General features: G+C 72.6%; 24 protein-coding genes and 3 tRNA genes. 14 read left to right on the top strand and 13 right to left on the bottom strand.

All coding sequences use genetic code 11. The features are described 5' to 3' along the window. The first annotated feature begins 111 nt into the window (after positions 1 to 111). The 4 genes from AB0G59_RS09370 (at position 112) to AB0G59_RS09355 (ending at position 1,566) form a co-directional block, all read left to right on the top strand. Positions 112 to 243 (top strand): hypothetical protein, encoded by a 132-nt coding sequence (locus AB0G59_RS09370; protein WP_360909636.1) that lies wholly within the window; start codon positions 112 to 114, stop codon positions 241 to 243. Between the two features lie 108 nt (positions 244 to 351). After that, positions 352 to 720: a hypothetical protein gene (locus AB0G59_RS09365; protein WP_071963630.1), complete on the top strand. Its 369-nt coding sequence runs from the start codon at positions 352 to 354 to the stop codon at positions 718 to 720. A 134-nt stretch (positions 721 to 854) separates the two neighbouring features. Then, entirely contained in the window at positions 855 to 1,436 is a 582-nt protein-coding gene (locus AB0G59_RS09360) for a bifunctional DNA primase/polymerase (RefSeq protein ID WP_360909634.1), read from the top strand. A 56-nt stretch (positions 1,437 to 1,492) separates the two neighbouring features. Continuing rightward, positions 1,493 to 1,566, top strand: a tRNA-Lys gene (locus AB0G59_RS09355). A 70-nt stretch (positions 1,567 to 1,636) separates the two neighbouring features. On the opposite strand, the gene AB0G59_RS09350 is transcribed toward AB0G59_RS09355, so the two are convergent. Further along, on the bottom strand, positions 1,637 to 2,878 hold the full coding sequence (locus AB0G59_RS09350) for a M6 family metalloprotease domain-containing protein (protein ID WP_360909999.1): 1,242 nt from the start codon (positions 2,876 to 2,878) through the stop codon (positions 1,637 to 1,639). A gap of 430 nt (positions 2,879 to 3,308) precedes the next feature. Between AB0G59_RS09350 and AB0G59_RS09345 the strand changes: the two genes are divergently transcribed. After that, positions 3,309 to 5,066, top strand: a complete 1,758-nt coding sequence (locus tag AB0G59_RS09345; RefSeq protein WP_360909632.1) for an EAL domain-containing protein — start codon at positions 3,309 to 3,311, stop codon at positions 5,064 to 5,066. A 9-nt stretch (positions 5,067 to 5,075) separates the two neighbouring features. On the opposite strand, the gene AB0G59_RS09340 is transcribed toward AB0G59_RS09345, so the two are convergent. Continuing rightward, positions 5,076 to 6,185, bottom strand: a complete 1,110-nt coding sequence (locus AB0G59_RS09340; protein ID WP_360909630.1) for an LLM class flavin-dependent oxidoreductase — start codon at positions 6,183 to 6,185, stop codon at positions 5,076 to 5,078. Positions 6,186 to 6,433: 248 nt separating this feature from the next. Between AB0G59_RS09340 and AB0G59_RS09335 the strand changes: the two genes are divergently transcribed. The 5 genes from AB0G59_RS09335 (at position 6,434) to AB0G59_RS09315 (ending at position 9,582) form a co-directional block, all read left to right on the top strand. Then, positions 6,434 to 7,192 carry an IclR family transcriptional regulator C-terminal domain-containing protein gene (locus tag AB0G59_RS09335; RefSeq protein WP_360909628.1) on the top strand — a complete coding sequence of 253 codons (759 nt, stop codon included), beginning with the start codon at positions 6,434 to 6,436 and terminating at the stop codon, positions 7,190 to 7,192. Between the two features lie 109 nt (positions 7,193 to 7,301). Further along, a tRNA-Lys gene (locus tag AB0G59_RS09330) sits at positions 7,302 to 7,375 on the top strand. Between the two features lie 108 nt (positions 7,376 to 7,483). Beyond that, on the top strand, positions 7,484 to 7,912 hold the full coding sequence (locus AB0G59_RS09325) for a hypothetical protein (RefSeq protein ID WP_360909626.1): 429 nt from the start codon (positions 7,484 to 7,486) through the stop codon (positions 7,910 to 7,912). A gap of 75 nt (positions 7,913 to 7,987) precedes the next feature. Further along, positions 7,988 to 8,752, top strand: coding sequence for a DsbA family protein (locus AB0G59_RS09320; RefSeq protein ID WP_360909623.1), 765 nt, complete (start codon positions 7,988 to 7,990; stop codon positions 8,750 to 8,752). Further along, positions 8,749 to 9,582: a cytochrome c biogenesis CcdA family protein gene (locus AB0G59_RS09315; RefSeq protein WP_071963571.1), complete on the top strand. Its 834-nt coding sequence runs from the start codon at positions 8,749 to 8,751 to the stop codon at positions 9,580 to 9,582. The genes AB0G59_RS09320 and AB0G59_RS09315 overlap by 4 nt, the downstream gene beginning before the upstream one ends. Positions 9,583 to 9,648: 66 nt before the next feature. Here AB0G59_RS09315 and AB0G59_RS09310 read toward each other — a convergent pair whose 3' ends face one another. After that, complete coding sequence (locus tag AB0G59_RS09310) at positions 9,649 to 10,239, bottom strand: lytic polysaccharide monooxygenase auxiliary activity family 9 protein (RefSeq protein WP_360909621.1); 591 nt, start codon at positions 10,237 to 10,239, stop codon at positions 9,649 to 9,651. Between the two features lie 146 nt (positions 10,240 to 10,385). Continuing rightward, complete coding sequence (locus tag AB0G59_RS09305) at positions 10,386 to 11,153, bottom strand: C40 family peptidase (protein ID WP_360909619.1); 768 nt, start codon at positions 11,151 to 11,153, stop codon at positions 10,386 to 10,388. A 187-nt stretch (positions 11,154 to 11,340) separates the two neighbouring features. Here AB0G59_RS09305 and AB0G59_RS09300 point away from each other — a divergent pair. The 3 genes from AB0G59_RS09300 to AB0G59_RS09290 all read left to right on the top strand — a co-directional run bounded on the left by AB0G59_RS09300 (position 11,341) and on the right by AB0G59_RS09290 (position 15,568). Continuing rightward, a tRNA-Lys gene (locus AB0G59_RS09300) sits at positions 11,341 to 11,414 on the top strand. A gap of 336 nt (positions 11,415 to 11,750) precedes the next feature. After that, positions 11,751 to 13,607 carry a cellulose synthase catalytic subunit gene (locus AB0G59_RS09295; RefSeq protein WP_360909617.1) on the top strand — a complete coding sequence of 619 codons (1,857 nt, stop codon included), beginning with the start codon at positions 11,751 to 11,753 and terminating at the stop codon, positions 13,605 to 13,607. After that, positions 13,604 to 15,568, top strand: coding sequence for a kelch motif-containing protein (locus AB0G59_RS09290; protein ID WP_360909614.1), 1,965 nt, complete (start codon positions 13,604 to 13,606; stop codon positions 15,566 to 15,568). Before AB0G59_RS09295 ends, AB0G59_RS09290 begins: the two co-directional genes overlap by 4 nt. 36 nt (positions 15,569 to 15,604) lie before the next feature. Here AB0G59_RS09290 and AB0G59_RS09285 read toward each other — a convergent pair whose 3' ends face one another. From AB0G59_RS09285 to AB0G59_RS09250, 8 genes are all read right to left on the bottom strand, one after another. Beyond that, positions 15,605 to 16,654: a glycoside hydrolase family 6 protein gene (locus tag AB0G59_RS09285; RefSeq protein WP_360909612.1), complete on the bottom strand. Its 1,050-nt coding sequence runs from the start codon at positions 16,652 to 16,654 to the stop codon at positions 15,605 to 15,607. Between the two features lie 141 nt (positions 16,655 to 16,795). Further along, on the bottom strand, positions 16,796 to 17,461 hold the full coding sequence (locus AB0G59_RS09280) for a class F sortase (protein WP_360909611.1): 666 nt from the start codon (positions 17,459 to 17,461) through the stop codon (positions 16,796 to 16,798). A 31-nt stretch (positions 17,462 to 17,492) separates the two neighbouring features. Further along, entirely contained in the window at positions 17,493 to 18,167 is a 675-nt protein-coding gene (locus AB0G59_RS09275) for a hypothetical protein (RefSeq protein ID WP_360909610.1), read from the bottom strand. Positions 18,168 to 18,291: 124 nt separating this feature from the next. Beyond that, complete coding sequence (locus AB0G59_RS09270; protein ID WP_360909606.1) at positions 18,292 to 19,071, bottom strand: HAD-IIA family hydrolase; 780 nt, start codon at positions 19,069 to 19,071, stop codon at positions 18,292 to 18,294. 136 nt (positions 19,072 to 19,207) lie between these two features. Then, on the bottom strand, positions 19,208 to 19,852 hold the full coding sequence (locus AB0G59_RS09265; protein ID WP_360909608.1) for a hypothetical protein: 645 nt from the start codon (positions 19,850 to 19,852) through the stop codon (positions 19,208 to 19,210). 342 nt (positions 19,853 to 20,194) lie between these two features. Continuing rightward, the gene (locus AB0G59_RS09260) at positions 20,195 to 20,974 is read right to left on the bottom strand and encodes an HAD-IIA family hydrolase (protein WP_360909606.1); all 780 of its coding nucleotides are present in this window, start codon (positions 20,972 to 20,974) and stop codon (positions 20,195 to 20,197) included. Between the two features lie 136 nt (positions 20,975 to 21,110). Then, positions 21,111 to 21,953 carry a hypothetical protein gene (locus AB0G59_RS09255; protein WP_360909604.1) on the bottom strand — a complete coding sequence of 281 codons (843 nt, stop codon included), beginning with the start codon at positions 21,951 to 21,953 and terminating at the stop codon, positions 21,111 to 21,113. A 104-nt stretch (positions 21,954 to 22,057) separates the two neighbouring features. Next, complete coding sequence (locus tag AB0G59_RS09250; protein ID WP_360909603.1) at positions 22,058 to 23,206, bottom strand: ROK family protein; 1,149 nt, start codon at positions 23,204 to 23,206, stop codon at positions 22,058 to 22,060. 57 nt (positions 23,207 to 23,263) lie between these two features. Between AB0G59_RS09250 and AB0G59_RS09245 the strand changes: the two genes are divergently transcribed. Then, positions 23,264 to 24,370: a Gfo/Idh/MocA family oxidoreductase gene (locus AB0G59_RS09245; protein WP_360909601.1), complete on the top strand. Its 1,107-nt coding sequence runs from the start codon at positions 23,264 to 23,266 to the stop codon at positions 24,368 to 24,370. Here AB0G59_RS09245 and AB0G59_RS09240 read toward each other — a convergent pair. Next, positions 24,367 to 25,251, bottom strand: a complete 885-nt coding sequence (locus AB0G59_RS09240; RefSeq protein ID WP_360909599.1) for a polysaccharide deacetylase family protein — start codon at positions 25,249 to 25,251, stop codon at positions 24,367 to 24,369. The two genes, AB0G59_RS09245 and AB0G59_RS09240, sit on opposite strands and share 4 nt — an antisense overlap. Between the last annotated feature and the right edge of the window lie 6 nt (positions 25,252 to 25,257).

Here is a 25,257-nt window from a genome sequence, read left to right as displayed (position 1 = left end):
CCGGAGGCGGCCGAGGAATACAGCCCGGACGGCTGGGAGGCCAATCACGCGGTGCTCTCCCACCTCGCCGAGCACCGCATCACCTGGCGGCCCTGAGCGGAGCCTCGGGCGGTGGCCCTGAACCGCCGGACGGAGGCCGGCACGCCGCCGGAGGCGGCCGAGGAATACAGCCCGGACGGCTGGGAGGCCAATCACGCGGTGCTCTCCCACCTCGCCGAGCACCGCATCACCTGGCGGCCCTGAATCGCGGCACCCCACGTCGGGCGGGCCGGCGCGAAGCCGGGGGGCGGGGGCGCACTTGCGCGCGGCAGGACAATGGATGACGGTGCAGACGATTCTGGAGGTATGTACATGTGCGAGCCGAAGCAGGCTCCCGGCGCGCAGGACAGTGCTCCGCGCCGCCTGAAGCCCGCGCAGCTGCTCTTCGAGCCACCCGAGGCCGTCGCCGATCCCGAGCATTTCTTCGACCTCGAGTCGATCGAGGACCCGCGTGAGTTGCTGGCCCGCTCCACGGAGCTGGCGCTGGCCTTCCGCGCGGCCGCGGACCGGGCGACGGAGTTCCAGGCGGTGGCGGCGGCTCAGCTCGCCGATCCCCGGCGCTTCGACCGGCTGCCCCCGGCAGTGATCGCGGCGCGCGCCGAGTGGAGCGAGGACTACGCGAAGAAGATGGTCGAATTCGGCCGCGAGCTGCTGCGCGGCAGCAGCACCCCGGTCGACTGACCCGTACGGCCCATGATCTCGATCATGGGCCGTTGGCATATGCGGCGCACAAGGTAGCGCACCGCACCGCGCCCTGTCCCGATTTCCGGCAACTACCGCAGGCGGACCCCATGGCGCCGCCGACCATAGGGGCCATGAGCTCCTGGCCGCACCCTCCGCGCCCCGTCCGCCACCGGCCCGTCGCCCCCTGCGTCACGCTCGCCGGGGCCGACTGGCTCGCCTCCGCCAGCCGGTCCCCCGGTGGCGTCCACGCCCTGTGGGCCGACAACGCCACGGCCCCGGCCGTCCTGCCCTGCGGCAAGGTCTTCGATGTGATCGGCGCGCCGACGCTGTTCGGCCGCCGGATGCTCGACCACCTGTGGTCGCCCGCAGGGCCGGGCTCGGGCCCGGTGGCGGCCCAGCGCGGCAGGCTGCTGCTGTTCGCCGCGCCCGGCACGGCCCAGCGGCTGCCCGCCCTGCTGGCCTGGGAGGAGTGGGGCGAGGACGAGGAGGGCGGCCGGGCCCTGCCCCCGCTCCTCTCCTACGGCACGGGCGACGCCGTGACCGTCCCGCCGCTGTATCCGCTGCCCGACGAGACCGGGCTCACCCCCACCGCGCCCCGTTGGCTGGTGGCCCCGGAGACCCGTCACCCCTGGCTGCCGGGCGCGGACGCCCTCCTGTGGGCCTGTGTCAGGGCGGCCAGGGCAGCCTCGGTACCCATGTCTGTGCGGGGCTGAAACATACGGATTTTCGTTCCACCGGATCAGGGTGCTAAAGTCTTCCACGTCAGCAGGCGCCGCTAGCTCAGTTGGTTAGAGCAGCTGACTCTTAATCAGCGGGTCCGGGGTTCGAGTCCCTGGCGGCGCACAGACAGTCGAAGGGCCTCATCGAAAGATGAGGCCCTTCGTCGTATGCCCGGGTGACAGGGGTCCTCGTCTCAGCCCCGTCGCACCTTCACCGTCCAGGCCCCGGTCGCCGTGTGTCCGCGCACCTCCACGCGGACCCCGTCCGCGGCCGAGCCCAGGGACTCCCCGGGGCCGAGCGGCGCGTCCGCCAGGGGCGGATAGACGGACTGGCCCCAGCAGGCGTGCCCGCCCGGATGGCCGTCCAGCACCTGGATGGGCCCGCCGCCCGAGGCGGTGTCGCTGCGCACCCGGTAGACCAGCACCCCCTCGGTGCAGGTGGCCGAGTCGTTGCCGCTGGCGCCGCGCGCCTCGACGACGATGGCGCTGGTCGCGCCCGTACGGACCACGACCATGCGGGTGCGGGAGTCCGTGCCGGGGTGCATCGGGGCCTCGAGGGGCTGGAGGGTGTGCAGGGAGGCGCCGGGGCCGTTGACGCAGTCGACCTGGCGCGCGGACAGCCAGCCCAGTTTCCACTTGTGCCAGCCGAAGGGGTCCGAGGCCAGTCCGAACTGGCTGCCCATGAGGTCCCAGTCCCCGACGTGGGTGTCCCAGTCACCCTTGCCGTCCGTGGGCCGGTGGTAGAGGTCGGGCAGGTCCAGCACGTGGCCGGTCTCGTGGGCGAGGACGTTGCGGTCGGGCGGGTGGTGTTCGAAGACGGTGACGACGCGGCGCAGGTCGCTGCCGTCGACCCGGATGGGCTCCTCCAGGTTGACGACCTTGGTCGCGTCGGAGTCGACGCCGGGGGCGTCGGGGTCGGCGACGAGGTAGACGAGGTTGTAGCGCCGGAAGTCCACCGTGCGGTCCGCGGCGGCGATGGCGTCGCGCAGATAGGCCGAGCGCTGCTCCCCGTCCCAGTCGCGCTGTATGTGGTACTCGCCGGAGGTGCGGGGCATCTGGAACCAGTGCTTCAACGGATGGACGCGCAGCGTGAACCGCCCGTAGGAGGCCCGCTCGAAGAAGCGGGAGGTGCCGGGGAAGTGGTCGGCGGCCAGCCGTTCGGGGGTGACGGCGGGGCGGGAGTCCGGGAAGGACAGGAAGATCATGACGGCGTCGAGCCGGCCGACCGGGCGTGGATAGTCCGGATTCCAGGTGTCGACGCCCTCGGAGTGATGCGCCTGACTGCGCGGGAGCGCGCAGGGGCCGCCGGGCCCCGCCGCGTGCGCCGGGGCGGCGACGACGGTCGTGGCGATGGCGCACAGGCAGGTGAGCATCGCGCCCAGGCGGCGCAGCCGGGAGCGATCCCCGCGGCGCGGCCGCGGCCGGTCCACTCCCATGGGTGTCAGCGGACGCACCACGTCGACCTCCTGGGACGGAATCGGGAGACCTCACCCACCCTCTTGTTATTTGCGGTGTTATGCCCCGTTTCACTACCCCAGTCGAGTGACTAAGCCGACTTCTGGGTACATCACACTCGGTCACGGATGGTCAATCGACAATGTCAGCCGAAAAGAAACGCCCGGCGGGCTCAGGCACGAATGCGCACCGACGCGCATGGACGCACAGAAACGGTCGGACCCACGCCGACGGCTCCCCCACTCGCGGCCGGGCCGCTGGAACGGTCCCTGCGCGGGCTCTATGCTCGCCACACTTCGAGCACAGAATCCCCCTACAGGCGGCCATTTGCCGCCTTTTCCACCACGCGTACGAGACACACGAAACCCGCACGGGATTCCGTGCGGAACGAATGCCACGCGGGAGCGAACGTTGAGCGGAACACTCGACGGCCAGGGCACCACGCCCGATTCGAAGCCGCCAGTCGTCACGCAACGTCACGTCACTTCGAATGAGTTCCGCGCTGCCTTCCGTGCCGCGCACCTCGGTATGGCCGTCGTCGGCCGCGACGGCCTCGTACGCACCGCCAACGACGCCCTCGGCGCCCTGCTGGGCACCGATCCCGCGCATCTGCAGGACTCCCCCGCCGCCGAGTTCACCGGCCTGCGCGAGGACTCCCGGACCTGGAGCGCCTACCGGGAGGTCCTGCTCGGCCGCCGCGACCGGCTGCACTGCACCCGCAGGCTCAGACAGTCCGGCGGACAGGGGCTGTGGGCCGAGGTGACCGTCACCCCGCTGCCGGAGACCCCGGACGCGCTGCTGTCGGTCGCCGACATCAGCGACCGGCGCGATCTACGGGCCCGGTTGCGGCACCTGCGGATGCACGACCCGGTGACCGGGCTGCCCAACCGCAGCCTGTTCTTCGAACGCCTGGCCACCGCGCTGGCCGCGGCGGCCGTCGCCCAGGGCGGCGGCCGGATCGGGCTGTGCTACCTCGACCTGGACGGCTTCAAGGCCGTCAACGACACCCTCGGCCACCGGGCCGGCGACCGGCTGCTGGGCGCGGTGGCCAGGCGCCTGACGGAGTGTGCGGCACCCGGCGGCCACCTGGTGGCGCGGCTGGGGGGCGACGAGTTCGCGCTGCTCGTCGAGGAGTCCGCGGGCACCGAGCAGCTGATCGACCTCGCCGCGGCCGTCCAGGCCGGGCTCGCCCGGCCGTTCGAGGTGGCCGGGCAGCGGCTGGCGGTGTCGGCGAGCATCGGCGTGGTCGAACGCCCGGCGGCCGGGACGCACGCCACCGAGCTGATGCAGGCGGCGGACACCACGCTGTACTGGGCCAAGGCGGACGGCAAGGCCCGCTGGACCCTCTTCGACCCCGAGCGCAACGCCCACCGGATGACCCGCCAGGCCCTGTCGAGCACCCTGCGGCCCGCCGTCGACCGCGAGGAGTTCGCCCTGCAGTACCAGCCGCTGGTCGGCCTCGGCGACGGCGTCGTACGGGGCGTGGAGGCGCTGGTGCGCTGGCACCACCCGCAGTTCGGCACGCTCGCGCCGAACCGGTTCATCGGACTGGCCGAGGAGACCGGCGCCATCGTGCCGCTGGGCCGCTGGGTGCTGGCGACCGCCTGCCGCCAGGCCCGCCGCTGGCAGCTCGACCACCCGGACGAACCGCTGGTCGTCAGCGTCAACGTGGCGGTGCGCCAGGTGTGGGACTCCGACCTCGTCGCGGACGTGGCCGAGATCCTCACCGACACCGGGCTGCCGCCGAGCCTGCTGCAGCTGGAACTCACCGAGTCGGCGGTCATGGGCTCGGCGGGCCGGCCGCTGCAGCAGCTGCAGGCGCTCAGCGACATGGGCGTCGCCATCGCCATCGACGACTTCGGCACCGGTTACTCCAACCTCGCCTACCTCAGCCGGCTGCCCGTCTCCACCCTCAAGCTCGACGGGTCCTTCGTCCACGGCTTCCGCACCGAGGAGCATCCCAACCCCGCCGACGAGACGATCGTCGAGGCGCTCGTGCAGCTCGCGCACCGGCTGGGGCTGACGGTCACCGCGGAGTGCGTGGAGAGCGCGGAACAGGCCGAGCGGCTCGGGCGGATCGGGTGCGACACCGGCCAGGGGTGGTTCTACTCCCGGCCGGTGCCGGCGGACCGCATCTCCGCGCTGCTGAGCGCGGGGGTGCGGCCCTAGGCGCCCGCCTTACGCTCCCTGCGCGCTCCCCGGCAGCCCGTACGCGTCGGCGATCAGCTCGTAGCTGCGCAGCCGCGCCTGCGGGCCGTGGACGTTGGCCGTGATCATCAGTTCGTCGACACCCGTCCGCTTCACCAGGGCGTCCAGCCCCTCCCGTACCTGCTCCGCGGTGCCGAAGACGACGTTCCGCAGCCAGTCGGCGACGAACTCCTGCTCCGCGAGCCCGTAGGCGTACCGCTCCGCCTCCTCCGGCGAGGGCACCAGGCCCGGCCGCCCGGTGCGCAGCCGCAGCATCGACAGGGCGCCGGTGAGGACCTGGCGGCGGGCCTCCTTGGGGTCGTCGGCCGCCAGGGCCTGGACGCCGATCTTGGCGTAGGGGCGGTCGAGGACGGCCGAAGGGCGGAAGGACTCGCGGTACAGCTCCAGCGCCGGAACGGTGTTGGCCGACGAGAAGTGGTGCGCGAAGGAGAACGGCAGACCGAGCAGCCCGGCCAGGCGGGCACTGAAGCCGGAGGAGCCCAGCAGCCAGAGGGAGGGGCGGTCGGCGCGCTGCACCCCGCCGGGGACCCGGCCCTGGACGGGCCCGGGCACGGCGTGGATGCGGGCGTAGGGGTGGCCGTCGGGGAAGTCGTCGTCCAGGAAGCGCGTCAGCTCCGCCAGCTGCTCGGGGAAGTCGTCGGCGCCCTCGGCGAGCCGGTCCTGGCGGCGCAGCGCGGCGGCGGTGGCGCCGTCCGTGCCGGGTGCGCGGCCGAGGCCGAGGTCGACGCGGCCGGGGGCGAGGGCCTCGAGGGTGCCGAACTGCTCGGCGATCACCAGCGGTGCGTGGTTGGGCAGCATCACGCCGCCGGAGCCGAGGCGGATGCGGTCGGTGTGGGCGGCGAGGTGGGCCAGGAGGACGGCCGGGGAGGAGCTGGCGACGCCGGGCATGGAGTGGTGCTCGGCGACCCAGAAGCGGTGGAATCCGCGCCGTTCGGCCAGGCGGGCCAGCTCGACGGTGGTGCCGAAGGCCTGCCGGGCGGTCCGGCCGCTGCCGACGGTCGCGAGGTCCAGTACGGACAGGGGCACGGGGGCGGTGCCGAGGGGTTTCGCCCGGATGATGTCGTCCTGTACGTCGGCCACGGTGGCCCGCCTCCCTGATTCGGCTGAGTGTGCGCCGGAGCGCCGGTGCGCCCCGACCGGACACAACCGGAGTCAATCTCCGCTTATTCCGGCAGCCGTTCCCATGACGGTGACATATGCCAAGGTGGCGAGGCCCAGGACAGAGGTACGAGCGCGCCGCCGATTCTGCTCAACCCCCTCTCCGCGCCCCCTCTTTCGCCCTTATCGTGGGCAGTGGTAGACCCACCGGAAATCGCTAGGGGGAGACCGTGGCGCTCAGGCCCGAGCCGACCGCACCGTTCCATTCGGTGCAGTACGCCTTGCGCGTGCTGGAGACGGTCGCCAAGTACACCGGCGGCGTGAGCGAGGCCCAGCTCGCCCGCGAGACCGGGCTGCCCACAGGTCAGCTCGCCCATCTGCTGCTGATGCTCCGCCGCGAGGAGTACGTGGAGCGCACCGGCGACGGCGGCTACGTCACCGGCGAGTCCCTGGTCCTGCTGGGCACCGGCGGGGACCGCAAGAAGGCCCTGGAGCGCAAGCTCCAGCGCTCCCTGACCGCGCTGCGCGACCGGGTCGGCGCCGCCGTCTACCTCAGCAGCTATGTGGACGGCGAGATCCGGATCACGCAGTACGCGGACGGGCCGCGCACCCCCAAGGTCCACGAATGGGTCGACTTCCGCTCCGCCGCCCACGCGATGGCGCTCGGCAAGTGCCTGCTCACCCAGCTCGACCTCGACGACCGGCGCGACCACCTCTCGCGCCACCGCACGGCCCGGCTCACCTCCAAGACGATCACCAACGAGAAGGTCCTCTTCAGCAAGCTGGACGCCCAGCCCGTGAGCGTGCCCGTCCTCGACCTCCAGGAGTACGCGGTGGGCACGGTCTGCGCGGCCGTCCCGATCACCGCGGGCCGCTCGGTCGGCTCGCTGGCGCTGTCCCTGCCCGTCCAGCACGCCCACCGGCTGCGGCAGGCGGCCGACACCCTGAACCGGCACGCCGCCCCGATGCTGCTGTCGATGGCGCTCTAGCGCCGTCCGGCACCGACCGGCCCAGCCCCCGCACCGCGTCGCCAGGGGCCGGTGTGACGGGTGGTTCGGAGCACCCCGCGACATCAGGTAGAGTTTTCTCTGTCAGCAGGCGCCGCTAGCTCAGTTGGTTAGAGCAGCTGACTCTTAATCAGCGGGTCCGGGGTTCGAGTCCCTGGCGGCGCACAGACAGACGAAGGCCCTCACCGATCGGTGAGGGCCTTCGTCGTTCGGCCCGTAGCATGGAAGGCCGCGCCCGGCAGGCGCGCCGCAGACCGGAGAGGAGAAGCACTCGTGCCACAGCGTCGCCGCCCGACGGCAGCCGCCGTGCTCCTGCTCCTCCTCGCCGTCGTCTTCGCCCCCGCCCTCAGCGGCGCCGGCCCCTCCGCCGCCGCGCCGGCCGGCACCTCCGCCTTCACGGCCTTCACCCCCTTCGCCAAGGCCCACGCCCCCGGCCCGGACGCGGCAGCCGCCGGCTCGCGCTCCGAGGTCCGCCCCCGCGCGGACGCCGGGAACACCGGCGGCGCCTGCCGCCAGCAGGACGTGCCCCTCAAGGGCGCCGAGATCGCCGTCGCCTCCGGCCACGGCGACCCCCTCACCGGCCCCGGCGCCACCGCCCGCGTCGCCCTCCCCCAGGCCGAGGTCCCGCAGGCCGGCCCGGCCAGGGCCCCGCCCGCACCGCTCGCCGGCTGCGCCGAGCTGCTCCCCGTCCTACGGATCTAGACACGCCCGCCACGGCCCCGCACGGGCCGTGCTCCGGCATGCCCAGATTCCGTACGACCCATGGAGCTCCACCTCATGTCCGCACGCACCTCCACGCCCTCCCGTCGCATAGCGGCCGCCGGCGCCGTCCTCGCCCTCATCGTGGCGCTCGTCGCCGCGGGCATCGCCATCGGCAAGAGCGCGGGCGGCTCCGGCAAGGACAAGCCCTCCGCCGCCGACCAGCCGGCCTTCGACCCGCAGCAGCCGGTCTACGACCAGATGGAGAAGGCCACCAGCCGCCGCAAGGACGGCGACCCGCTCGCCGTCGGCAGGGCGGACGCGCCCGTCGTCCTCGTCGAGTACGCCGACTACCAGTGCTCCTACTGCGGCCGCTTCACCCGCGAGACCCAGCCCGAACTGATCAAGAAGTACGTGGACGAGGGCGTGCTGCGCATCGAGTTCCGCAACTTCCCGATCTTCGGCAAGGACTCCGAGCGGGCCGCCCGCGCCTCCTGGGCCGCCGGGCGGCAGGGCCGCTTCTGGCAGTTCCACCACGAGGCGTTCGCCAAGCTCCGCAAGGGCGACGCGCTGGCCGAGGACAAGCTGGCCGACCTGGCCGGCACGGCCGGCGTGAAGGACCTCGACAAGTTCCGCGCCGACATGAACGGCTCCGACGCCGCCGCCGCGGTCAAGAAGGACCAGGAGGAGGGCTACTCCCTCGGCGTGCAGAGCACCCCGACCTTCCTCGTCGGCGGCCGGCCGCTGGCCGGCGCCCAGCCGATGAAGGAGTTCGAGGCGGCCATCGCCCGGGCCAAGGCCGTCCAGGCGACCCGGTCGGATGCCGGGAAGAGCGGCAAGTGAGCGACATCGGCTACCTCGCCGCCTTCCTCGGCGGCGTCCTCGCCCTGGTCAGCCCGTGCAGCGCGCTGCTGCTGCCCGCGTTCTTCGCCTACTCGCTCGCCACCCCCGGCAAGCTCCTCGCCCGCACCGGCGTCTTCTACCTGGGGCTCGCCACCACGCTCGTACCGCTCGGCGCGGCCTCCACCGCCGCCAGCCGGCTCTTCAACGGCCACCGCGACGCACTGATCACCACCGGCGGCTGGGTGGTCGTCGCGCTGGGCGTCGCACAGATCCTCGGCCTGGGCTTCGCCTCGAAGCGGGCCCAGGCGGCGGCCGGGCGCATCACCCCCCGCTCGGCGGCGTCCACCTTCCTGCTGGGCTGCGTCTACGGGCTCGCGGGCTTCTGCGCCGGCCCGATCCTCGGCGCGGTGCTGACCGTGACCGCCGTCGACGGCAACCCGGTGTACGGGGCGTCGATGCTCGCCGTCTACGCGCTGGGCATGGCGCTGCCGCTGTTCGTGCTGGCGCTGTTCTGGGACCGCTTCCGGCTCGGCAGCCGGGGCTGGCTGCGCGGCAGGGAGCTGCGCCTGGGCCGGCTGCGACTGCACACCACCTCCCTGGTGTCGGGGCTGTTCTTCATCGGGATCGGGGTGCTCTTCCTCGCCTACGGCGGGACCACCGGGCTGCCGGCGGTCGTGGACGCCGAGCAGGAGTTCAAGCTGGAGGAATTCGCCTCCCGGGTGGGCAACGCGGTGCCCGACTACGCCCTGCTGGCGGTGGTCGCCCTGGTGGTGGCGGGGGTGCTGGGGCGCATCGCGCTGCGGCGCGACGCGGAGTCCGAGGACGACTGAGGCGCGGCGGTGACCGCGCGCGGGGATCCCCGCGCGCGGCCGCCCCTTCGCGGAATCGGACGTCTTTCAGAACCGGACGTCGGAACAGGCGTAGAACGCGTTGCCCGTGTCGGCGATGGTCCACACGGCCACGACCAGCTGCTTGCCGGTCCTCCCGGAGGGGAGGGTGCCCTGGTGGGTGACGGTGGCGTCGGGTACCCGGCCGCCGTAGGGGACGGTCAGGAACGGCTGGGTGTCGAGTGCCGCACGGGTGAGCGGCTTGGTGGGGTCGTAGCCGCTATTGGTGAGGTAGTAGCGGAAGTCGGTGGTGGCGTGGCGGGCGGTGAGCTTCCAGCGGAAGTCCAGCTTCTGGCCCGCCGTGACCTTGGTGGCCGGCCAGTCCCCGGCGCGGGGATCGTCGAGTTCGGCGAAGCGGCTGTTGCCGCCCGCACAGATGGTGCCGTCGGCGGGGCCGCGGGCCGGGAAGCCCTTGGGGCCCTCGACGGACTGGGGCTCCCACTGGATTTCGCCACAGTTCTGCACCGTGCCCTTGGCGCAGAACACCTGGCGGCTGGTGGGCGAGTCGGTGTAGCCGTGGCTGCCGGCGCTTGTGGTGGAGAAGAGCGAGACACAGGCGACGCCTAAGCCGATGAGCGCCGCACTGATCTTTTTGCGCATACGTCACTCCTCGAGAACGTGGGGGGTTCTGTGAGTCGAGTGGACTGCGGTCTAGACCAAGGCGGAGGCTAGTACCGGCCGATAGTCATGTCCAGGCCAAAAGCGCGCCCTTGACACGCTTCGTTACCTCATCGCCGCGCGGTGGCTCAGCGTACGGGCCGGTTCTTCGCCGGCTTGGGCCGGACGGGTGACGGCCGGCCGTACATGTGGGCGTCGTAGAAGGAGAAGTCGGAGACGCGGACCTTGGTCCCGGGGCGGGCCGCCTCGATGTACCGCCCGCCGCCCACGTAGATCGCCACGTGGTGCACGCCGGACGCCCGGCCGTTGGTGGACCAGAAGACGAGGTCGCCCCGGCGCAGCGCGCTGCGCGGGATGCGCAGGGTGGCGCGGTACTGGTCGGCCGCCACGCGCGGCAGCCGGATGCCCGCCCGGCGGTAGGCCTGCTGGACGAGCCCGGAGCAGTCCCAGCGCTGCGGGCCGTCGCCGCCGTAGCCGTACGGTTCCCCGATCTGGCGGAGGGCGAAGGCGATGGCGCGCTCCAGGTCCCGCGCGGCGACCTCGTCCGACGCGTCGGCCGCTTCCGCGGCTTCCGGCCCTTCCGGCTCTTCCACCACGTTCAGTACGTCGACCTCGTCCGGCAGGTCCACCACCTTGGGTTCTTCGGGGACCTTGGAAGCCTCCTGCACACCGGTGGCCTCGCGCGTCTCGTGCACCTCGGGAGCAGCGGTCTCGCCGGGTCCCTGGCTCGGGGTGGGGGTGGGATCGGGCGGGTCGGCGGTCGCCGGGGTGGCGCCCGAGCCCGCGATCACCGCGGCGCCCACGGCCGCGACCAGGGCGCCCCGCGCGCCGCGCGGCCGCCGCCGGGCGCCCTCGCCGGGTGTCTCTTCCGGTATGTCGTCTATGTCGTCGGGCATCTCCCTGCTGCCTTTCCGTCGGTCCACCCCTCCGGCATCGCTCGGCACAGCTTCTCAACGGCCGAAACAAACCGCATGTCGCCCATTGATTACCGTATGTAAGGATTGTCCGGGTAGGGGTCCGGGAGTCCCGGGAAGGTGGTCCGGAGCACCCCCGGGAGTCAGGTAGAGTTTTCTCTGTCAGCACGCGCCGCTAGCTCAGTTGGTTAGAGCAGCTGACTCTTAATCAGCGGGTCCGGGGTTCGAGTCCCTGGCGGCGCACGCGAGACTCAGGGCTCCTCATCGATGATGAGGAGCCCTGAGTCGTTCTCTGAGCAATGCGAACACACAAGCGTGTCAGATGTGACCACTTAAGCAACGTTCGCACGCATCTTCGTTCGACGTACCGCTTTGCCCGGTAAACACCTTGTTTCACCCTTGCGATCATGATGCACGGTCCGAGATCCTGAAACGCACAGCTACACCCAATGTCACGTGATGACCAGTGAGTTGGGTGGTGCCGGGGGGAGCCGGCACCGGCACGCCCGCACGGTCAAGGGGGGTCGGCGGGCATGAACTGGCACACACGCACTCACCATGCGTGCGGGGGGATGACTCATGACGTCCACGCCTGCCGACGCCCGGCAGCAGACTTACGATCCATCGGTGACGACGCGCGTGCGCGTCCCCTCCCCGGCCTCCCCGGCCGGCGCGGGAGACCTCCCGCAGCACCCGGATCCGCCCCGGACCCCGCCGCCGCACCATCGCGAGCCGCTCCCGCGCTTCGACTACGAGCACTACAGCCGTCTGGCCGGCCCGCTGACCGACCCCGACCCGGGCCCCGGCCCCTACCGCGTCCGCTACCGCAGCCTGCTGGCGGACGAGCCGCACCGCATCCAGGCGGCGCTGCTGCTGGGGGCGGCGCCCGTGGTCTCGCTCGCGCTGCTGGTGTGGCTGATGCAGCCCTCGCACTGGACCCAGCGGGAGGACGGCACCCTGCTGATGCGGGTCCTGGACACCGTGATGCTGGTGTCCATCGGGCTGATCGAGCTGTTCCGCACCATGAACGTCACCTCCAACGCCCATGCCACCCTGGTGGCCCGTGATCCGATACCGGTGGTCCCCGAGACCGGCACCAAGGTCGCCTTCCTTACCTCCTTCGTGCCCGGCAAGGAGCCGATCGAGATGGTCACCAGGACCCTCGAGGCGGCCGTGCGCGTGCGCCATCGCGGCCCGGTCCACGTCTGGCTGCTGGACGAGGGGGACGACCCCGAGGTCAAGGCGGTCTGCGCACGGCTGGGCGTGCGCCATTTCTCCCGCAAGGGCATCGCGAAATGGAATCAGCAGAAGGGCCCGCACCGGGCGAAGACCAAACACGGGAATTACAACGCCTGGCTCGACGCCCACGGCGACGAGTACGACTTCTTCGCCTCCGTCGATACCGACCACGTCCCCCTTCCCAACTTCCTCGAGCGGATGCTCGGTTACTTCCGTGACCCCGATGTCGCCTTTGTCGTTGGACCTCAGGTGTACGGGAACTACGACGCGGCGGTCACCAAGGCCGCCGAAAGCCAGCAGTTCCTCTTCCACGCCCTCATCCAGCGCGCCGGAAATCGCTATGGCGCGCCCATGTTCGTCGGCACCAACAACGCCGTGCGCATCAGCGCACTCAAGGGCATCGGCGGTCTGTACGACTCGATCACCGAGGACATGGCCACCGGATTCGAGCTGCACCGGCACCGCAATCCCGGCACGGGCAGGAAGTGGCGCTCGGTCTACACCCCGGACGTCCTCGCCGTGGGCGAGGGGCCGAACGCCTGGACGGACTTCTTCACCCAGCAGCTGCGCTGGTCCCGGGGCACGTACGAGACCATCCTCAAGCAGTACTGGAAAGGCCCCTTCAGCCTCTCCCCGGGGAAGTTCCTCAACTACACCCTGATGGTCATCTACTACCCCATGACGGCGATCAACTGGATGCTCGGCGCTCTCAGTTGCGCCCTCTTCCTGGGGATGGGCGCCTCCGGCATCTCGATCAATTCCGAGATCTGGATGATGCTCTACAGCGACGCGGCGGCCCTGCAGATCGGCCTCTACATCTGGAACCGCCGGCACAACGTCTCCCCGCACGAGCCCGAGGGCTCGGGCGGGCTCGCCGGCATGGTGATGTCCGCGCTCTCCGCGCCGATCTACGCCCGTTCGCTCACCGACGCCGTGCTGCGCCGCAAGAGCAGGTTCGTGGTGACCCCCAAGGGCGACTCGGCCAGCCCCGACACCCTCTTCGGCACCTTCCGCATCCACCTCTTCTTCCTGCTGGTCTTCGGCGGGTCGCTGGTGGCGTCCTTCGTCCTCGGCCACACCCATGTCGCGATGCGCACCTGGGCGTCGCTGGCGCTGGCGGTCACCGTGGCCCCGATCCTCGCGTGGTGGTGGACCGTGTACCGCGCCAAGCATCCCGAGGGGGCCCGCCGGCCATGAGATTCCAGCCGAGCCGCCGCACCCGCCGCACAGCGGTCGGTGCGGCGGTCTTCATCGTCCTGGCGGGCATGAACGGGCCGGCGATCTGGGGATACGCCGAAAACCGATACCACGATTACAAAATCAATCAGACCGCGTACAAGGCGAAGAACGGCCACTGGGACGTCGTGGACGTCCCCAGGGAATACCGGATCAACACGATTCACGCGGCGCTGCTGCACACCGGCAAGGTGCTGCTGGTGGCGGGCTCCGGGAACAACGCCGCGAATTTCAAGGCCAAGTCCTTCCGCACGGTCCTGTGGGACCCGCGCAAGGACACCTTCAAGAACATCCCCACGCCCAAGGACCTGTTCTGCGCCGGCCACACCCAGCTGGCCGACGGAAAGCTCCTGGTGGCCGGCGGCACCCAGCGCTACGAAAAGCTGGACGGCGACGTCACCAAGGCCGGCGGCCTGATGATCGTCCACAACGAGAACCCCGACAAGCCGATGACCTTCCCGGCCGGCACCCGCTTCACCGGCAAGTCCAGCCGCAAGACCTTCGAGTCCAAGGACGCCGTGCTCGTGCCCCGCGCCAAGAAGGAGGGCGAGGGCGACCAGGTCAAGGTCACGGCCAGCACCGCACGCGTCTATGTGGAGGCGCTGGAGAAGGGCCACGAGTACGAGACCGGGGCCACCGACAATTTCCGTGTCGAGGGGCTCTCCGGATCCGACGCCCAGAACTCCTACGGCATCGCCAACAAACTCTCCTTCGACAAGAAGGACTTCCAGGGCATCAGGGACTCCTTCGAATTCGATCCGGTCGCCGAGCGCTACGTCACGGTCGACCCGATGGAGGAGGCCCGCTGGTACCCGACCCTGACGACCCTTCAGGACGGCAGGGTGCTGTCGGTCTCCGGGCTGGACGAGATCGGCCAGGTCGTCCCCGGCAAGAACGAGATCTACGACCCGGCCACCAAGAAGTGGTCCTACCTGCCCAAGGAGCGGTTCTTCCCCACCTACCCCGCCCTCTTCCTCGCCGGCAAGGACAAGGTCTTCTACACCGGCTCCAACGCGGGCTACGGCCCGGCCGACAAGGGCCGGGTGCCCGGCCTGTGGGACGTGGCGAGCAACGAGTTCACCGAGGTGCCCGGCATCAGCGACCCGCAGATCCTGGAGACCTCGATGTCCGTGCTGCTCCCGCCCGCCCAGCAGCAGCGGTACATGGTGCTCGGGGGCGGCGGCGTCGGCGAGGACCGCAAGTCCACCGCCAAGACCCGCATCGTCGACCTGCGCGACGAGAAGCCCCGCTTCCACGACGGGCCCGACCTCTACGCCAAGGTCCGCTACCCCAGCAGCGTCATCCTGCCCGACGACACGGTGCTGACCACCAACGGCTCGGGCGACTACCGGGGCCGCAGCGACTCCAACATCCTGAAGGCCGAGCTCTACGACCCCAGGACCAACTCCACGCGCCCGGTCGCCGACCCGCTGGTGGGCCGCAACTACCACTCCGGGGCGCTGCTGCTGCCCGACGGGCGCGTGATGACCTTCGGCTCCGACTCGCTGTTCGGGGACGCCGACAACACCAAGATGGGGACGTTCCAGCAGCAGATCGACCTCTACACCCCGCCCTACCGCTTCCGCGAGGCGCGCCCCGAGATCAAGGACACCGGGCCCCGGACCGTGGGGCTCGGGGAGCGGACCACGTACCGGACCAGCGATCCGAAGGGCATCTCCAGGGCGCGGCTCATCCGGCCGGGATCGTTCACCCATGTCACCAACATCGAGCAGCGCTCCATCGCCCTGGACATGGAGAAGTCGGCGGACGGCGTCACCCTCACCGTCCCCAAGGACCCGTCCCTGGTGCCCCCCGGCTGGTACATGCTCAATGTGATCGACGGGAAGGGGACGCCCTCGGAAGCGGTGTGGGTCAAGGTCCCGGTGGCCGAGAGCGCTCCGGCGGCCGAGGAGACGTCCTGAGACAGGGGGACGTCCCAAGGGCGGGGGCCGACGGGCTCAGCGGGCGTTGCGGGCCAGTTCGAGGGCGTAGGTCTCCCACCACTGGCCGGCGTCCGGGCCGCCCTTGCAGGCGCCGTCGGACTCCCCCGGCCGCTTGACCCACAGATAGGCGTCGACCTGGGCGTCGCCGGTGCGGGTGGTCGGGGGCTCGCCCAGGGCCCGGCCGGAGGGGTTGCACCAGGCCTTCTCGTGGTCGGCGCCGGACAGCGGGCCGTTGCCGTTGCGGCTGGTGTCGATGACGAAGTGCTTGCCGCCCACGAGGCGGGAGAGCCGGTGGCCGTATTCCTTGCTGTCGGCGGTGGTCTGGAAGTTGGAGACGTTCAGCGCGAAGCCGTCGGCCTGCTCGATGCCGGCCCGCCGCAGCGGCTCGGCCATGCGGTCGACGGGGGTGACCCAGCTGGGGTTGCCGGCGTCCAGATAGACCTTGGTCCTCGGCAGCGCCTTCAGCTTGCCGACGGCGTCCTTGAGGAGGGCGAACCGCTCCTCGTGGTACTCCTGCGGCGTGCAGCCGTCCTCCATGTGCGGCAGGGCGTCCGGCTCCAGGACGACGGTGGCGGCGCGGTCGCCGATGCCCCTGACCGCCCGGTCCAGCCAGGCGCGGTAGGCGTCGCCGTCGGAGGCGCCGCCCTGGGAGTACTGCCCGCAGTCGCGGTGCGGGATGTTGTAGAGCACCAGCAGGGCGTCCCGGTCGGCCTTGGCGGCGGCCTCGGTGAAGCCGCGGGTCTGGCTCTCGGGGTCGTCGATGCCCACCCACTCGGCCACCGGCTGGCTGGCGATCTTCTGGAGCAGCTCGGCGTCGCCCTGCTGGCCCTTGCCGCGCAGCCGGGCGGCCTCCTGGGCCGCCCTGCCGTCCGGGTTCACCCAGAACGGTGAGCGGGCCTTGGGCTGCTGGGAGGGGGCCGCGGGGGCCGAGGGCGCGGCCTTCTTCGGCTCGTCGTCCGAGGAGGAGCAGCCGGCGACCGCGAGGAGCAGGAGCACCCCTGCCGCCGCCGTGCGGGCCAGCGCCCTGCGGCTGCGGCGCGTGGGGCCGGTGTTACTGCCGTACATCCACTCCCCCTTGGGTGTACTGCCGGTGGAGGTGCCGTTGGAGGTGCTGTCCCATGCTGGCACAGACGTGCCCACGGCCGTGGGCGGTCATGCCACGACACGGGCCGTGGTCGCCCTCTTGGGCGACGTCCGTTCGACTGCTCACCGGGGCCGGGAGACGCCGGTCAGATAGGCGGAGACGACGATGTTGGCGCTGTAGGAGCGGCGGGCGCGGTCGTAGTCGCCGCCGCAGGTGATCAGGCGCAGCTCGGCGCGGCCCTGTTCGCGGGGGCCGTAGACCTTCGCGGCGTCGAAGCGGTCCTTGGTGAAGACGGAGACGTCCTCGACGGTGAACTCGGCCGTGGTGCCGTCCGCGCGGTCGACGCCGATCCGCTGGCCGCGCCGGAGGGTGCCCAGTTCGTAGAAGACGCCGGGTGCGCGGTCGGTGTCCAGGTGCCCGACGAGGACGGCCGGGCCCGGGGCGCCGGGTGCCGGGCCGTCGCGGTACCAGGCGACGGCGGCGGCGCGCTCGTACGGGGGCGGCTCGACGGCGCCCGCGCGGTTGAGGCCGTGTTCCTCGACGGCGGCGCGGACGTTGGTCGCCTTGATGGTCAGGTGCTCCGGGCGGGCGGTGGTCAGGGGCCGGTGGGGCGGGGGCAGGGCCGCGCCGGCCGGGCGGCCCACGGCGGCGACGTCCCCGGTCGTGGGGGAGGCGGCCAGCGGCACTTCGGTGATGTCCCTGCCCCACAGCCACAGGGCCACCAGCAGTGCGGCCCAGGCCGCCCCGGTCAGGAGGCGGCCGGCTCCGCTCGTAGGGGCTTCGGACATGGCAAGGGGTCGCTTTCCTGGTCGCGGGGGCTCACCGCTGTGTCGCGTTGGTGCGCCGCCGGTACCAGATCAGGGCGCCGGCGATGGCCGCGGTGGTGCCGGCCAGAACGAGGCCTGGGGTGTCGGGGGCCTCGGCGGTGGCCCCGGGGGCGGTGCCGCCGGCTCCGGCGGGGACGGGGGCGACGGGTGAGGAGTGCGCGTAGGGGTCCCGGCCGTCCTGATCGCCGCGCTCACCACGGCCGTGGTCACCACGGTCATGGTCACCACGGTCGTGGTCGGTACGGGCATCGGGGTGGTCGGGGCCGCCCATGTGGTCGCCGCGGGCGTCGGAGCGGTCGCTGATGTCGCTGCCGTCGGTGACGACGGTCAGCTTGCCGACGGCCGTGGCGTCGTAGCCGTCGCAGTGGACGCGGACCGGGTAGGTCCCGGCGGGCACGGTCTCGCGGACGGTGGCCTCGGCGAACATGCCGGCCGAGTCCTTGGCGAGCTTGGCGTCGGCGACGAACGCCTCGGAGGTGGCGGTCGCCCGTTGGCTCGCGCAGCCCGAGACGCGCAGCTGCACCTCGGCGCCGGGTCTGCTGGTGACAGGGGTGAGCTCAATGGTTCCGGACATGGTGACGGGGCCGTCATGGGCATGGGCGGGAACCGCGCAGACGGCGGCGGCGGCCGTCAGGGCGCCGCAGAGGGCGAAGCGGACTGAAGCCATGGTGAACCTCCTGATATCCAGAGGTTCACCGGCGGGGCGGGGGCTCGCATCCGCTCCGTAGCGCTATTGCTCCATTTGGCGACCGCCGGAGGCCCTTCGCGGGCCTCCGGCGGGCCGGGCGGGCTCAGATCAGCTCGACGAGGTCCGCGATGGAGTCGACCACCCAGGACGGCCGGAAGGGGTGGAGGTCGACCTCCTCGGCCCGGGTCAGGCCGGTCAGGACCAGGAACGTCTCCATGCCCGCCTCCAGGCCGGCCAGGATGTCGGTGTCCATCCGGTCGCCGATCATGGCGCTGGTCTCGGAGTGGGCGCCGATGGCGTTGAGCCCGGCGCGCATCATCAGCGGGTTGGGCTTGCCGACGAAGTAGGGCTCGCGGCCGGTGGCCTTGGTGATCAGGGCGGCGACGGAGCCGGTCGCGGGCAGCGCGCCCTCGGCGGAGGGGCCCGTCTCGTCGGGGTTGGTGGCGATGAAGCGGGCGCCGGCGTTGATCAGCCGGATGGCCTTGGTGAGCGCCTCGAAGCTGTACGTACGGGTCTCGCCGAGCACCACGTAGTCGGGGTCGGCGTCGGTGAGGATGTAGCCGATGTCGTGCAGGGCGGTGGTCAGCCCGGCCTCGCCGATGACGTAGGCGGTGCCGCCGGGGCGCTGGGAGTCCAGGAACTTGGCGGTGGCCAGGGCGGAGGTCCAGATGTTGGCGACCGGCACGTCCAGGCCGATGCGCTGGAGGCGGGCGTGCAGGTCTCGGGGGGTGTAGATCGAGTTGTTGGTCAGCACGAGAAAGGGCTTGCCCGACTCGCGGAGGCCCTTGATGAAGGCGTCCGCGCCGGGCACCGGAATTCCCTCGTGCATCAGGACACCGTCCATGTCGGTGAGCCAGGACTCGATCGGCTTGCGCTCTGCCACTGCGGGACTCCTGCCGTGCTGTGCCCATCGCTGGGACCCGGGGACGCCGGGACGGCACCTCTCGTGCGCCGTCCCGACACCCCCAGCGTAAACAGTGGTCCGTGCGGGCCTTCCGGGTGGCGGCCGGGGGCCCGGTTCAGCGGGGGCGGCGGGCCAGCCGGCGGGCGCCGAGCACCAGCGCCGAGCCGCCGGCCAGCAGGGCGCAGGCGGTGGCGCCCAGGCCGACCAGGGGCAGGGAGTCGCCCGTGTCGGCGAGGACGGGCGGGGCGTCGTCGTCGTGCCGGCCGGTCGCGGGGGCGCCGGGCGCCGACCGGGCGGTGCCCTCGGGGCGGGCGGCGGGGGCGGACGCCACCTGCTCGACGGCGAAGGTGTAGTCGTCGGACTCCCCCACCCAGGCGCCGTCGTCCCCGCGCTTCTGCACCGCCGTGACGTTGGCGGTGACCGGGCCTTCGGGCGCCTTGTCGGTGAAGGTCAGCCGCAGCGGGACGGTGACGGCGCCGTTCGGGGGGACGTCGAAGCCGGGGAAGCCCGCGGAGTCGGCGGCGCCGGGCGAACGGCCGTCCAGCACCCCGACGTTCTCCGCCTCGTCGGTCCGCTCGAAGGCGACGGGCAGCCAGCGCGAGCTGCCCGGGTCGTAGAAGTCCAGGTGGAAGTGGGCGGGTTGGAGCGCGCGGCCCTTGTCGGCGAGGACGGCGACGGGGTGCACGGCCCGGCACTCGGCCGCCGTGGCGTTGCGCAGCTCCAGCTGCCAGGTCCGCGGTGCGCCGCCGCGCGCGTACACCTCCGGTCCGCCGCTCAGCCGTGAGGTGATGGGGAATTGCGCGCTGCGGGGGTCGCCGCAGTGCGGCTGCGGGGTGTCGGCGGGGGTGCGGGCGGCGCCGGCGGCCGCGCCGAGCGTCAGGACGGCGGCGCCGATGAGGAGGGCTCGCCGGACGGGCCCCGGCAGACGGCGGCGGCGGCCGTCAGGGCGCCGCAGAGGGCGAAGCGGACTGAAGCCATGGTGAACCTCCTGATATCCAGAGGTTCACCGGCGGGGCGGGGGCTCGCATCCGCTCCGTAGCGCTATTGCTCCATTTGGCGACCGCCGGAGGCCCTTCGCGGGCCTCCGGCGGGCCGGGCGGGCTCAGATCAGCTCGACGAGGTCCGCGATGGAGTCGACCACCCAGGACGGCCGGAAGGGGTGGAGGTCGACCTCCTCGGCCCGGGTCAGGCCGGTCAGGACCAGGAACGTCTCCATGCCCGCCTCCAGGCCGGCCAGGATGTCGGTGTCCATCCGGTCGCCGATCATGGCGCTGGTCTCGGAGTGGGCGCCGATGGCGTTGAGCCCGGCGCGCATCATCAGCGGGTTGGGCTTGCCGACGAAGTAGGGCTCGCGGCCGGTGGCCTTGGTGATCAGGGCGGCGACGGAGCCGGTCGCGGGCAGCGCGCCCTCGGCGGAGGGGCCCGTCTCGTCGGGGTTGGTGGCGATGAAGCGGGCGCCGGCGTTGATCAGCCGGATGGCCTTGGTGAGCGCCTCGAAGCTGTACGTACGGGTCTCGCCGAGCACCACGTAGTCGGGGTCGGCGTCGGTGAGGATGTAGCCGATGTCGTGCAGGGCGGTGGTCAGCCCGGCCTCGCCGATGACGTAGGCGGTGCCGCCGGGGCGCTGGGAGTCCAGGAACTTGGCGGTGGCCAGGGCGGAGGTCCAGATGTTGGCGACCGGCACGTCCAGGCCGATGCGCTGGAGGCGGGCGTGCAGGTCTCGGGGGGTGTAGATCGAGTTGTTGGTCAGCACGAGAAAGGGCTTGCCCGACTCGCGGAGGCCCTTGATGAAGGCGTCCGCGCCGGGCACCGGAATTCCCTCGTGCATCAGGACACCGTCCATGTCGGTGAGCCAGGACTCGATCGGCTTGCGCTCTGCCACTGCGGGACTCCTGCCGTGCTGTGCCCATCGCTGGGACCCGGGGACGCCGGGACGGCACCTCTCGTGCGCCGTCCCGACACCCCCAGCGTAAACAGTGGTCCGTGCGGGCCTTCCGGGTGGCGGCCGGGGGCCCGGTTCAGCGGGGGCGGCGGGCCAGCCGGCGGGCGCCGAGCACCAGCGCCGAGCCGCCGGCCAGCAGGGCGCAGGCGGTGGCGCCCAGGCCGACCAGGGGCAGGGAGTCGCCCGTGTCGGCGAGGACGGGCGGGGCGTCGTCGTCGTGCCGGCCGGTCGCGGGGGCGCCGGGCGCCGACCGGGCGGTGCCCTCGGGGCGGGCGGCGGGGGCGGACGCCACCTGCTCGACGGCGAAGGTGTAGTCGTCGGACTCCCCCACCCAGGCGCCGTCGTCCCCGCGCTTCTGCACCGCCGTGACGTTGGCGGTGACCGGGCCTTCGGGCGCCTTGTCGGTGAAGGTCAGCCGCAGCGGGACGGTGACGGCGCCGTTCGGGGGGACGTCGAAGCCGGGGAAGCCCGCGGAGTCGGCGGCGCCGGGCGAACGGCCGTCCAGCACCCCGACGTTCTCCGCCTCGTCGGTCCGCTCGAAGGCGACGGGCAGCCAGCGCGAGCTGCCCGGGTCGTAGAAGTCCAGGTGGAAGTGGGCGGGTTCGAGCGCGCGGCCCTTGTCGGCGAGGACGGCGACGGGGTGCACGGCCCGGCACTCGGCCGCCGTGGCGTTGCGCAGCTCCAGCTGCCAGGTCCGCGGTGCGCCGCCGCGCGCGTACACCTCCGGTCCGCCGCTCAGCCGTGAGGTGATGGGGAATTGCGCGCTGCGGGGGTCGCCGCAGTGCGGCTGCGGGGTGTCGGCGGGGGTGCGGGCGGCGCCGGCGGCCGCGCCGAGCGTCAGGACGGCGGCGCCGATGAGGAGGGCTCGCCGGACGGGCCCCGGCAGGCGGGGCGGGGACAACGCGAACATCGCAGCCATCGCGGGACCTTTGCGGGTGGGGGCTCCGGCGGTCGTACGGGCTCATCCCACCCGCTCGCACCGGCCGCCCGTCGCGCCGCGCGGCGTGTGCGTCCGACCGGGCGTCAGATGCCACCCGGTAGGCCGATTGTCGTTTCATCCGGCCGGGGGCCCATGGTGGCGGGGGCCGGTCCGGGGCGGCCGAACAGCGGGGCGAGGACGAGCTCGGCCGCGCCCTCGACGACGGTGCGCTCCGCGGCGGGGGCGACGGCCACGGGGACGCCGGCGGGGAGTTCGGCGCGCACGCCCTCCACGTAGCGCCCGGCGTCGGCCAGGACGGTGCGGCCGCCGAGCAGGACGAGGTCGATGTCCAGCAGCTGGACGAGGTTGGCGGCGGCGACGCCCAGGAGGCGGGCGGCGCGGGGGGTGTCGCCCTCGGCGACGGCCCGCAGGCACAGGACCTCGACGCAGCCGCGCCGGCCGCAGGGGCACGGGGGCCCGTCCAGCCGCAGCACCTGGTGCCCGAACTCCCCCGCCGCGGTCCTGGCCCCCCGGTGGACGTCGCCGCCGAGGACGAGGCCGGCGCCGAGGCCGGTGCCGAGGTGGAGGTAGGCGAAGGAGCCCGTGCCGCGGTCGGCGGCGTGGGGGCGGCGCAGGAGGCCGAGGGCCGCGGCGTTGGTGTCCTTGTCCAGGACGACGGGCAAGCCGAGGCGGCGGGCGAGGGCGTCGCGCAGCGGGAAGCCGTCCCACTGCGGGAAGCCGGTGACGCGGTGCAGCACCCCGGAGCGGTGGTCGAGGGGGCCGGGGGCGGCGACGCCGACGCCCAGGACGTCCGGGGCGGCCGCCGGTGCCGGCAGGGCGCTCACCTCGGCCGCCACCGCGTCGAGCACCGCCGGTGCGCCCGCGCCGAAGGCCAGCGGTGCGGTGCGGGTGGCGACGGGGGCGCCCGCGAGGTCGACCAGGGTGGCGGTGACGGTGTCCCGGTCGAGGTGGAGGCCGATGGCGTGCGCCGCGCCGGGCAGCAGGCGCCAGGCGGTCGCCGGCTTGCCGCCCGTGGAGGTGCGGCGGCCCGCCTCGGCCGCGAGGCCGTCCGCCCGCAGCCGGGCGCTGATCTTGCTGACGGCCTGGGGGGTCAGTCCGGCGCCCGCGGCCAGCTCCGCCCGGCTGGCGCCGCGCTCGCCGGCGTCGCGCAGCAGCCCGAGCACGACGGCGGTGTTGTTCTCGCGCAGGGCGGCGAGGTTGGCGCCGAGGCGGCCGGTGCGGAGGATGTTCACACCGGCCATTCTCCCCTCCGCTTGCACTTACGCAACACTGTTGCCAAAGTGGGGTGCATGGACGACACCACCGGCACCCCGCACGCCCCCTTCCGCGTCGGCCTCATCGGCTACGGCCTCGCGGGCTCGGTCTTCCACGCCCCGCTCATCGCCGCGGCGGACGGGCTGGTCCTCGACACGGTGGTGACCTCCAGCCCCGAGCGCCAGGAGCAGGCCCGCGCCGAGCACCCGCGGGTACGTACCGTCGCCGGCACCGACGAGCTGTTCGCCCGCGCCGGCGAACTCGACCTGATCGTCATCGCCTCCCCCAACCGCACCCATGTGCCGCTCGCCCGCACGGCCCTCGAGGCCGGGCTGCCGGTCGTCGTCGACAAGCCGCTCGCCGCGACCGCCGCCGAGGCCGAGTCGCTGGCCGCGCTCGCCGACAGCCGCGGCCTGCTGCTCAGCGCCTTCCAGAACCGCCGCTGGGACAACGACTTCCGCACCGTCTCCCGGCTCGTCGCCGACGGCGCGCTCGGCGAGGTCCAGCGCTTCGAGTCCCGCTTCGAGCGCTGGCGGCCCCGCCCCAAGGGCGGCTGGCGCGAGTCCGGCGACCCGGCGGAGATCGGCGGCCTCCTCTACGACCTGGGCAGCCACCTCGTCGACCAGGCCCTGACCCTCTTCGGCCCGGCCACAGGCGTCTACGCCGAGACGGACGTGCGCCGGGCGGGCGCCGAGACCGACGACGACACCTTCATCGCGCTCACCCACCGCGGCGGCGTCCGCTCCCACCTATGGATGAGCGCCACCACCGCCCAGCTCGGCCCCCGCTTCCGGGTGCTCGGCGACACCGCCGGCTACGTCAAGTACGGGCTCGACCCGCAGGAGGGCGCACTCCGCGAGGGCCTGCGGCCGGACGGCGCCACGCCCTGGGGCGTCGAGGCCGACTCCTCCTGGGGACGCCTGGGCGCCGGCGAGTCCCCGCTGACCGGCGGCGGCGAACCGGTGCCGACCCTGCCGGGCGACTACCCCGCCTACTACGCCGCGATCGCCGACGCGCTGCGCACCGGCGGCCGCCCCCCGGTCACCGCCCGCGAGGCGGCGGCCGCCCTGCGCGTCCTGGAGGCGGCCAAGGCCTCGGCGGAACAGGGCCGCACGATCGTCCTGGACGGGCACGAGGCCTAGGCCGCCGACCCGGCGGTCGTACGGGCGGCCGTACGGGCGTAGTGCTCGGCGATCTCGTCGCTGGTCGTCAGCCACACCCCGGGGTGGCCGGCGATGTGCTCGAGCGCCTGGTCCAAGTACTTGTGCCGGAACGGCTGGTTGATGACGAACGGGTGCAGGACCAGCGACATCACCCGGCCGCTGTCCGCCGCGTCGGCGTACAGCTGCTCCAGCTGGTCCTTGACGATCTGCACGAAGTCCGGCCCGCTCAGGCTCTTGCCGACGAAGAGGCTGATGTCGTTCACCTCGATCGAGTACGGCACGCTCAGCATCCCCGGCACGTTCAGCCGGTACGGCTGGTCGTCGTTCGACCAGTCCATCACATAGCTCAGACCGAGCTCGGCGAGCAGCTCCGGCGTCCGGAAGGTCTCGGTGAGCGCCGGCCCCAGCCAGCCGCGCGGCCTGCGGCCGGTGGCCTTCTCGATGGTGCCGACCACCTCGGCCAGATAGGCGCGTTCCTCCTCGGCCGTCATGTCGGCCTGGAAGACCGAGTTGTTCTTGCCGTGCGCGGCCCACGCCCAGTCCCGGTCCCGGCCCGCCCGGATGATCTGCGGATAGCGCTCGGCGACGTCGGAGTTGAGCATCACGCTCGCCCGCATCCCGTGCCGGTCGAGGCTCTCGATCAGCCGCCAGATGCCCACCCGGGGCCCGTAGTCGCGCCAGCCGTAGTTCAGCGGGTCCGGCGCCAGGTGCGCGGTGCCGGGGAAGATGCTCGTCGAGGGGCGGTCGACCTGGTAGTGCTCGACGTTCAGCCCGACGTAGAAGGCGACGCGGGCGCCCCCGGGCCAGTGGATCGGCTCGCGCTCGACGATGGGGCTGTAGGGGAAGAGTGCGTTGTCCATGTCCCC

The sequence above is a fragment of the Streptomyces sp. NPDC021096 genome (genome assembly GCF_040641275.1).
In the GTDB taxonomy this organism is placed as follows: Bacteria; Actinomycetota; Actinomycetes; order Streptomycetales; family Streptomycetaceae; genus Streptomyces.
This window is presented reverse-complemented; position numbering and strand designations above follow the sequence as displayed.

What these genes read in the sequence shown, in the direction of transcription:
- AB0G59_RS09365 (WP_071963630.1), top strand. Translation starts at nt 352, where the DNA reads ATGTGCGAGCCGAAGCAGGCTCCCGGCGCGCAGGACAGTGCTCCGCGC.
- AB0G59_RS09360 (WP_360909634.1), top strand. Translation starts at nt 855, where the DNA reads ATGAGCTCCTGGCCGCACCCTCCGCGCCCCGTCCGCCACCGGCCCGTC.
- AB0G59_RS09350 (WP_360909999.1), bottom strand. Translation starts at nt 2,878, where the DNA reads ATGGGAGTGGACCGGCCGCGGCCGCGCCGCGGGGATCGCTCCCGGCTG.
- AB0G59_RS09320 (WP_360909623.1), top strand. Translation starts at nt 7,988, where the DNA reads ATGTCCGCACGCACCTCCACGCCCTCCCGTCGCATAGCGGCCGCCGGC.
- AB0G59_RS09310 (WP_360909621.1), bottom strand. Translation starts at nt 10,239, where the DNA reads ATGCGCAAAAAGATCAGTGCGGCGCTCATCGGCTTAGGCGTCGCCTGT.
- AB0G59_RS09305 (WP_360909619.1), bottom strand. Translation starts at nt 11,153, where the DNA reads ATGCCCGACGACATAGACGACATACCGGAAGAGACACCCGGCGAGGGC.
- AB0G59_RS09295 (WP_360909617.1), top strand. Translation starts at nt 11,751, where the DNA reads ATGACGTCCACGCCTGCCGACGCCCGGCAGCAGACTTACGATCCATCG.
- AB0G59_RS09290 (WP_360909614.1), top strand. Translation starts at nt 13,604, where the DNA reads ATGAGATTCCAGCCGAGCCGCCGCACCCGCCGCACAGCGGTCGGTGCG.
- AB0G59_RS09285 (WP_360909612.1), bottom strand. Translation starts at nt 16,654, where the DNA reads ATGTACGGCAGTAACACCGGCCCCACGCGCCGCAGCCGCAGGGCGCTG.
- AB0G59_RS09280 (WP_360909611.1), bottom strand. Translation starts at nt 17,461, where the DNA reads ATGTCCGAAGCCCCTACGAGCGGAGCCGGCCGCCTCCTGACCGGGGCG.
- AB0G59_RS09275 (WP_360909610.1), bottom strand. Translation starts at nt 18,167, where the DNA reads ATGGCTTCAGTCCGCTTCGCCCTCTGCGGCGCCCTGACGGCCGCCGCC.
- AB0G59_RS09255 (WP_360909604.1), bottom strand. Translation starts at nt 21,953, where the DNA reads ATGGCTGCGATGTTCGCGTTGTCCCCGCCCCGCCTGCCGGGGCCCGTC.
- AB0G59_RS09245 (WP_360909601.1), top strand. Translation starts at nt 23,264, where the DNA reads ATGGACGACACCACCGGCACCCCGCACGCCCCCTTCCGCGTCGGCCTC.
- AB0G59_RS09240 (WP_360909599.1), bottom strand. Translation starts at nt 25,251, where the DNA reads ATGGACAACGCACTCTTCCCCTACAGCCCCATCGTCGAGCGCGAGCCG.